Below are 6301 nucleotides of genomic sequence, written 5' to 3'. Positions count from 1 at the left end.
ATAAAATTAATATTCTTTCTCTAATTTGAGCATTTTCATTTTCATTCATTTCTTTAAGTAATTTTCTTTTTTGCTCTTTAGACAGATGATTTTTGGCTGGCATTGGGGGTTATATTCCTAAAAATACTTAATCTTTTATTATACAATCAAGCTGCGTAGCAGCTTACAGGGCGTTGAGTTGCTCGGGTTTGAGGTAACGGATCGTGCTGTCTTCGTGGTGTTCTCCTTGTTCAGCATCGGGTTTTCGGGGTTTGAGGCGGGCGATGGGGTTGAGGGGGATATAGCCTTCATCGACGGCAAAGTTCATGAAGGCGATGAGGATACGTTGATGGCGACGGTGGGTGGTGTAACTCAGGTGGGTTAAGGAGTCGAGGTAGTCGCGTACTTGTTGACGATCTAGCGTTTTAATTTCCCAATACCCATACTGTTGTATGAAGGGAATTAGGGTGAGTTCATAAGACTTTTGGGTGGCAGGGGAGAGTTCAGAACGCTGTAAAAATTGGGTGGCAATTGTAGCAATTGTGGTTGTCATAAAACCGGAGTTATGCTGAAATAAGAAGAGGTTAATACTTACTGTTTTTAGCATATTTTAATGCACACTTTAACATCGGAATTTCTGCCCCAACCCGAGGAAACGCTGGGTGAATACGTGCGACGGCTGCGAGGACTGAAGCGTCTGAGTCAAGAACAGTTGGCGCAGGGGTGTGGGTTACATCTGCAAAGTATTGGCAAGATTGAGCGGGGGTTAACGACTCGTCTAAGTCAGAAGGCGAAACGGGGTCTGGCTCAGGTGTTGGGGGTTCCGGTGGCGTATTTGGAGGCGGCGGTGCGGGGGACGGGGGTGGAGGTGTCTCATGCGCTGAAACTGTGTTTGCGCTGTTGGACACCGGGGACGGTACCGGAGTTGGGGTGGCTTGACCCCAGGGCTAAGTTTTGTTTTTTGTGTGGGGAGGGTCTGTGCGATCGCTGTCCTGGCTGTTCTCACCCCATTACTTCTGAGCAATATCGGTTTTGTCCGATGTGTGGTCAGTCTTATCGAGATGGAAAGCACAAAGCTTGAGTAAGGGTTGGTGATTCGCGGTTGTTGAGGTTAGGGAGTTAATTCTAAAAACTCTAATTTACCGAGAAAAATTAACGGGGATGAGTTAATCACAATTTTCACAACGTTTACCAGTCCTTTTCCCGTTGAATATCTTCATCCTCTAAATAGGAAAATTCGATTCCTAATAAATCTAAAATTTGCAATAATCCCGCTTCATCTAAATTCATCACTTCCGCAGCTTTCCTCAAACTTATCACTCTAACGGTTAACGCACCCAAAACAAATAAAAATCGTTCTTTCTGTTCCACGTCCGTAAAAACAGGTAAAGAAACTGCGATATTTTGTAGAGCTATTGTAGAAGTCATCATTTACTCCTAAAATTGAACAAATTTATAATTCTCCAAACCGTTCTCGATACAACGCTAACCGTTCTTCTGGCGTTAAATAGCGAACGCCTTGTTGATTATACCAAGATAAAACCTCTAACGTTAAAATCTGTTTCTCTGAAGTTAACTTTTGTTTAATCGCGATCGCGTCTATCAGTTGCGTAAGTCCTGAATATAACAAAATAAAAAGTGGTAAGATTGAAACAGTCATTGCGGAACTTTACGAAACCATCGGCAATATTGTCATTCGATTTCCTCTGCTTCATTGTCAAGAATGTGCCAGCACGCTCAAACGATGGCTTAAACAACGTGAAGTACCGGGAAAACTCTGGCGAATTTCGACCCGATACGATAATGAAGATTTTATCCTTAGCGATCGCCTTGAACAACAGGGTTGCTTTGAAAGCATTACAGAAAATGGTGTTCATTATGGTGTTGAAGTCTATGGAAAAATTTTTGACAACCTTTCTAGATTTGGACTTTCACCGGAAAACTGGGTAAACGATTTTACGTCTCTATCTAATGAATTTGAAGCGGAAGTGATTGAAGAGTTTTAGAAGTGCAATTCAATGGAGCTAATTCAGAATGAGTACATTATTTGAGCTACTAGAAAAAATCAAAAGCAAACCAGGATTATACCTGGGATTATCCTCTATTACAAGTTTGCGGATGTTTATTCAAGGCTATCGCTTTGCACGCTCAGAAGTAGGTATCGTCAATACAGAAGCCGAAAGTGACTTTTACAAAAACTTCCAACCCTGGCTACAAAATCGCTTATCAATTCGTACAGTAAATGCTTGGGACAAAATTATTTTGCTCACCTGTATTGATGAAAAAGCAGGATTTGATTATTTCTTTCAACTTTTGGATGAGTTTATTCAACGAGATAAAAGCCAAGATATCGATCCAATTTTGGCTAAATCAACGGCACAAAATACCGAAAAAGTGGTAAGAAGTGCCTAGGCGCAGCCCAGTGCAGGCATCGCCTGATGGGTTAGTTTGTAGGGTGCGTTAATGAAATATAACGCACCATAATTGTATTGCTTTGACAGAATGCGATCGCCTAAAAACCTCCTCCATCCCAAAGAATATATCGTATTTTTTTTGAATTTCATATGGCTTGACTAAGTTTGAAGTTAATCCCACCAAGCATACAACTTTTGAGAATTGATTTCAATTTCATCAGGAAATGCTATGCCATCAAAAGTTGGTGTGACTCCTTGTTGTAGTCCATTATAATTAATAAGGACTAACTCAAGTCTCTCTATCAAAACTGTTTGACTAAATAATGGCTCAAATTACCATTGAAGTTCCCGACGATCTCTCCACCCAACTGCTGCAACTAGGAGACCAACTTCCTGATATGAGTAAGAAAATACTTGTCGTTCTAACCAGTGTTGAAAAGTATCCCAACCTTGAGCGAGCAACTGGTCTGTGGCTGGGAGAGGCTGTTCACTTTGTCAAGAAAGTCCAAGAGGCTGGTTATGAAGTTGATTACGTTAGCCCGAAGGGGGGATATACACCGATTGATCCCCACAGTCTTGCAATGGCTGATCCCATTGATTGGGAGTGGTATCAGAAGAAAGAATTTATGAATCGTCTTGGGGCTACACTCAAACCAAGTGAAGTGAATCCAGATGACTACGTTGCAATCTATTACGCGGGTGGTCATGGTGTGATCTGGGATTTTCCTGATAATGAGGCACTACAATCCATCAGTCAAAAAATTTATGAAAAGGGTGGTTTTGTCTCTTCAGTCTGTCATGGTGCTGTAGGCTTGCTGAATATCAAATTGTCCAATGGATTGTTGCTTGTCAAAGATAAAGAAGTCACTGGTTTTTCCAATGAAGAAGAGAAACTGGCAGAATTGGATAAATTTGTTCCTTTCCTGACAGAAACCGAATTAGTAGCACGAGGGGCTATTTACAAAAAAGCGGACGAGCCTTGGGCTGCTTTTGCTGTTGAAGATCAAAGACTCATTACTGGGCAGAATCCAGCATCTGGTGGTGCCGTCGCTGATTTACTGATTGCAGCTTTAAAATAGAGTTGAAATTGGCAAACTCATAATCAACTACCCCGAAACTTTCCCCGATTCCAAGCATCTGCAACGAGAGCGAAAACTTGATTTGGAACTCTAAACCCAATAACAACTCATCTCAATAGCAGAATTATAAATGATGAAACAATTGTGTAGCTGGTTTGCTTGGATCTTCCTTGCTACGGGAGCGATCACTGGCTGTTCTCAATCGATTCAACAAGCATCAAACACCCCGGCACTTTCACCATCAGCAGTGGAACCAGCACCCCTGAGCAATCCGTCGAAGCCGATATCAGGCATCAATGTAGCTGCGGGTAAACCAGTGATTGCCAGAAATGGAGGGATTACCTATCCGGGCTGGGCTAATGCTAACGATTCGGTTGATTACCAAACAACAACGAATTATCCCAAACTAGGGCGGTGGGGAAACGGAACTAATGAAGGCGCTGGTACTTTTCAAATTATCGATTTAGGTGCGGTTTATTCACTCAACGGTGTTGGCTACAATATTGATTGGGATGGTGCGTTTAACAATTCACTAACCTTTCGTGTTGAGGTTTCAACTGATAATAAAACTTGGCGATTAGCTTCTGAAATAGTCCATCCTTACTCTCCAATGACCAGTTTCAATAAACTTGATATTGATGTGGCAATTCCCCCGATGACCGCTCGATATGTCAAGTATTGGGAACCACCAGACGGCCAATGGAATGGTTGGGGGACGTTTCATCAACTCCGGGCTTACTCTCCAAAAAAGTAAAAGGTTCAAGTGGCAGTTAGAGCAGCATTAGTTACGGATTTATAGTAAGGTAGTGCTTGCTGAGGGAATAGTTCACTAAGGAGCGATTCAATGTCTTATAGAGATCAAGAGGATATCAGACAGGTTTTTGAAGAAATTTATCCATCAAATATTCGTTCACGTGATTTAGCAAGTTATGCAGATATGTACACAGAAGATGCGCTGTGGATGATGCCTAATGTTCCTGATAAGTGTGGAGTACCTGACATTGTTGAAGGATTTGCAGAGTACATTTCTAACCAAGAGATCGATCCAAACTTCACCGCCGAAGAAATCGAAGTGATAGGCGATTTTGGTTATGTTATGGGGATTAGCCTCTCTACAATTCACCCTTTAGATGGAGGCTCTTTCCAACAGTCCAAATGTCGAGAAGTGTGGTTAATGCGGAAAGAGGGAGGGACATGGAAAATTTCTCGTCAAATTCAAACTCTAAAGCCTTTCTAAATTAATAGCTAACCTTCATTTTTTGCCGGGGTGCATTTATTATTAACTTTCTGCCTGTCTGTTCAGGGTCAAATTCATATTAACGTTACCTTTATTTGATACAGTTTTTGAAATCATCAGTGAGAATGCTGCGGAGGTGACTAAGCAATTATCACTACGCACTAAAAAATGAAAAAACAATTCTTGGATGCAGTAGCCCGGTTAATCTTCTCATGGATTACGCAGTCTAATAACGAAATACCGAAAGGGTTTAAAATCCAATCTGAGATACCCGTTTTAGTGATCGAAAAATAAAGATTCACTTCTTTATTTTAAGCACTATGAAGTTCGGATCAAACATCAGACAAAAGGGTGAACATTAGCCGCAGTAAATAATCAAAAAAATTTCTTTCCCTCTGAAATTAAATTATTTCCTCTAAAGCCCTTTAAATCGAGTTATTGGTTAGGAAGAGTATTAGCAGACTTTTACCAAGTTGAATTGCAAAAAATCAATTAACTATAGGGCGAAAATTGATGGCAAAATCTGGATTCAAAGAGACGGCATAGAAGACGGTATTACTGAAGAACTTGTTGCTGCCGGAGTTCCCAAAGATAAAATTGTTCTGGCGTTTCATTCACCTGATGTGCGACAACACACTGGATACGCTATTGCTTAAAATTTTAATATGAGTTGGAAAGGAATAAGCTTAAAAACAATACTCGATTAGCTTCTCAAGGAGTTGTATAATTTAGGGCATCAACAATCTGTTAGGAGAGTGTCAAATTCGAGGTCTTTTAAATTGATAAATAAATTGCGTAAACCTTTATGCCTTATAGTAAATTTACACTCAGTAAAGCGGTAGATGATTTTCAACTAACCATCGTTGAAGGCGATCGCTTTCTGCCTGAGATTTCCCCAGTCAATCCAACTGCTTTGCTCAAAGATACGTTGAAAGAAACGTTACCTTGGGCAATAGCAGTGGGGAGTGAAAAAGCGCGTTCTGAAGCGATTATCAATCCCGTTTTATTAGAAGTCAAACGTCAGCTTAAGGGACAAGTTAGTGTTTTTTCGGGTGAAGAATTCAATGTGCAGCCAGAGGTTGATTTGACGGGTTATGTGGATTTTCTAATTAGTCGCTCTCCAGAGCAATTGTTTATTAAAGCACCTGCGGTGGTTTTGGTGGAAGCGAAGAAGGAAGATTTGAAACCCGGACTGGGACAATGTTTAGCCGAGATGGTGGCTTCCCAACGGTTTAATCAACAGAAACAGCAGCCGATTTCAACGATTTACGGAACAGTGACGAGCGGTACAGTTTGGCGGTTTCTCAAACTAGAAGGACAAACTGTAACCATTGACTTGAATGATTATCCACTTCCTCCGGTTGAGCAAATTTTGGGTTTTCTGGTTTGGATGGTGCAAAATGGCTGAGGATTGCGATTTGGTATATAAGCTGCTACGCAGCTTGATTGTATAATAAAAGATTAAGTATTTTTAGGAATATAACCCCCAATGCCAGCCAAAAATCATCTGTCTAAAGAGCAAAAAAGAAAATTACTTAAAGAAATGAATGAAAATGAAAATGCTCAAATTAGAGAAAGAATATTAATTTTAT

General features: G+C 40.7%; 11 protein-coding genes and 1 pseudogene. 8 read left to right on the top strand and 4 right to left on the bottom strand.

Annotation, left to right across the window (positions count from 1 at the left end):
- Positions 1–163: 163 nt before the first annotated feature.
- The gene (locus H6G57_RS28545; RefSeq protein ID WP_190525211.1) at positions 164–532 is read right to left on the bottom strand and encodes a phage integrase N-terminal SAM-like domain-containing protein; all 369 of its coding nucleotides are present in this window, start codon (positions 530–532) and stop codon (positions 164–166) included.
- Between the two features lie 60 nt (positions 533–592).
- On the opposite strand from H6G57_RS28545, the gene H6G57_RS28540 reads away from it, so the two are divergent.
- Positions 593–1060 (top strand): helix-turn-helix domain-containing protein, encoded by a 468-nt coding sequence (locus H6G57_RS28540; RefSeq protein ID WP_190525209.1) that lies wholly within the window; start codon positions 593–595, stop codon positions 1058–1060.
- 107 nt (positions 1061–1167) lie between these two features.
- On the opposite strand, the gene H6G57_RS28535 is transcribed toward H6G57_RS28540, so the two are convergent.
- Both H6G57_RS28535 and H6G57_RS29320 read right to left on the bottom strand, forming a co-directional pair.
- The gene (locus tag H6G57_RS28535) at positions 1168–1407 is read right to left on the bottom strand and encodes a hypothetical protein (protein ID WP_079680082.1); all 240 of its coding nucleotides are present in this window, start codon (positions 1405–1407) and stop codon (positions 1168–1170) included.
- A gap of 25 nt (positions 1408–1432) precedes the next feature.
- Positions 1433–1639 (bottom strand): hypothetical protein, encoded by a 207-nt coding sequence (locus H6G57_RS29320; RefSeq protein ID WP_242049122.1) that lies wholly within the window; start codon positions 1637–1639, stop codon positions 1433–1435.
- Here H6G57_RS29320 and H6G57_RS28525 point away from each other — a divergent pair.
- Together H6G57_RS28525 and H6G57_RS28520 are read left to right on the top strand one after the other, a co-directional pair.
- Positions 1566–1985: a papain fold toxin domain-containing protein gene (locus H6G57_RS28525; RefSeq protein ID WP_309236080.1), complete on the top strand. Its 420-nt coding sequence runs from the start codon at positions 1566–1568 to the stop codon at positions 1983–1985. The two genes, H6G57_RS29320 and H6G57_RS28525, sit on opposite strands and share 74 nt — an antisense overlap.
- Positions 1986–2013: 28 nt before the next feature.
- Positions 2014–2391: a hypothetical protein gene (locus H6G57_RS28520; RefSeq protein ID WP_190525207.1), complete on the top strand. Its 378-nt coding sequence runs from the start codon at positions 2014–2016 to the stop codon at positions 2389–2391.
- A 173-nt stretch (positions 2392–2564) separates the two neighbouring features.
- Here the strand turns inward: H6G57_RS28520 and H6G57_RS29530 are convergent, their stop codons facing one another.
- Positions 2565–2699: a hypothetical protein gene (locus tag H6G57_RS29530; RefSeq protein WP_255528419.1), complete on the bottom strand. Its 135-nt coding sequence runs from the start codon at positions 2697–2699 to the stop codon at positions 2565–2567.
- A 17-nt stretch (positions 2700–2716) separates the two neighbouring features.
- Between H6G57_RS29530 and H6G57_RS28515 the strand changes: the two genes are divergently transcribed.
- The 5 genes and pseudogenes from H6G57_RS28515 (at position 2717) to H6G57_RS28495 (ending at position 6117) form a co-directional block, all read left to right on the top strand.
- On the top strand, positions 2717–3472 hold the full coding sequence (locus H6G57_RS28515) for a type 1 glutamine amidotransferase domain-containing protein (protein WP_242049121.1): 756 nt from the start codon (positions 2717–2719) through the stop codon (positions 3470–3472).
- A gap of 133 nt (positions 3473–3605) precedes the next feature.
- On the top strand, positions 3606–4226 hold the full coding sequence (locus H6G57_RS28510; RefSeq protein ID WP_190525205.1) for a discoidin domain-containing protein: 621 nt from the start codon (positions 3606–3608) through the stop codon (positions 4224–4226).
- Positions 4227–4316: 90 nt separating this feature from the next.
- Positions 4317–4709: a nuclear transport factor 2 family protein gene (locus H6G57_RS28505; protein ID WP_190525204.1), complete on the top strand. Its 393-nt coding sequence runs from the start codon at positions 4317–4319 to the stop codon at positions 4707–4709.
- A 512-nt stretch (positions 4710–5221) separates the two neighbouring features.
- Positions 5222–5365, top strand: a pseudogene (locus tag H6G57_RS28500) (element excision factor XisI family protein); the annotation flags it as partial.
- Between the two features lie 149 nt (positions 5366–5514).
- Entirely contained in the window at positions 5515–6117 is a 603-nt protein-coding gene (locus tag H6G57_RS28495) for a hypothetical protein (RefSeq protein WP_190525199.1), read from the top strand.
- Positions 6118–6301 lie beyond the last annotated feature (184 nt).

Origin of the sequence: Planktothrix sp. FACHB-1365 (genome assembly GCF_014697575.1) — a bacterium.
In the GTDB taxonomy this organism is placed as follows: domain Bacteria; phylum Cyanobacteriota; class Cyanobacteriia; order Cyanobacteriales; family Microcoleaceae; genus Planktothrix.
This window is presented reverse-complemented; position numbering and strand designations above follow the sequence as displayed.